The sequence below is a fragment of the Delftia sp. ASV31 genome, assembly GCF_016428765.1.
Lineage (GTDB): Bacteria > Pseudomonadota > Gammaproteobacteria > Burkholderiales > Burkholderiaceae_C > Comamonas > Comamonas acidovorans.
Genome location: NZ_JAELTK010000244.1, coordinates 1 through 323 on the forward strand (window position 1 = coordinate 1; position 323 = coordinate 323).

1 protein-coding gene is annotated in these 323 nt (G+C 73.1%); it reads right to left on the reverse strand.

Features of this window, described 5'->3' with window-relative positions; all coding sequences use genetic code 11:
- Window positions 1-121: 121 nt before the first annotated feature.
- Window positions 122-323 (reverse strand): hypothetical protein (locus JHD82_RS29200; RefSeq protein ID WP_199140397.1); only part of this gene is annotated, 202 nt, incomplete at its 5' end.

A 323-nucleotide genomic window follows, 5' to 3' on the forward strand; every position in this document is an offset into this window, starting at 1 on the left:
CGCATGAACCGCGCCCTCCGTTGGCCTTGGCTGGCGGACAGGTGATTCACCCGGACACGCTGTCCGCCACCGTTTTGCCTGCATCCAGGGAAACCCCAGGCTGGCCTGATGCAAATCAACACTACACCTGTCTCTTATACACATCTGACGCTGCCGACGAAATGCGAACAGTGTAGATCTCGGTGGTCGCCGGATGATTAAAGAGGGGGGGGGGGGGGGGGGGGGGGGGGGGGGGGGGGGGGGGGGGGGGGGGGGGGGGGGGGGGGGGGGGGGGGGGGGGGGGGGGGGGGGGGGGGGGGGGGGGGGGGGGGGGGGGGGGGGGG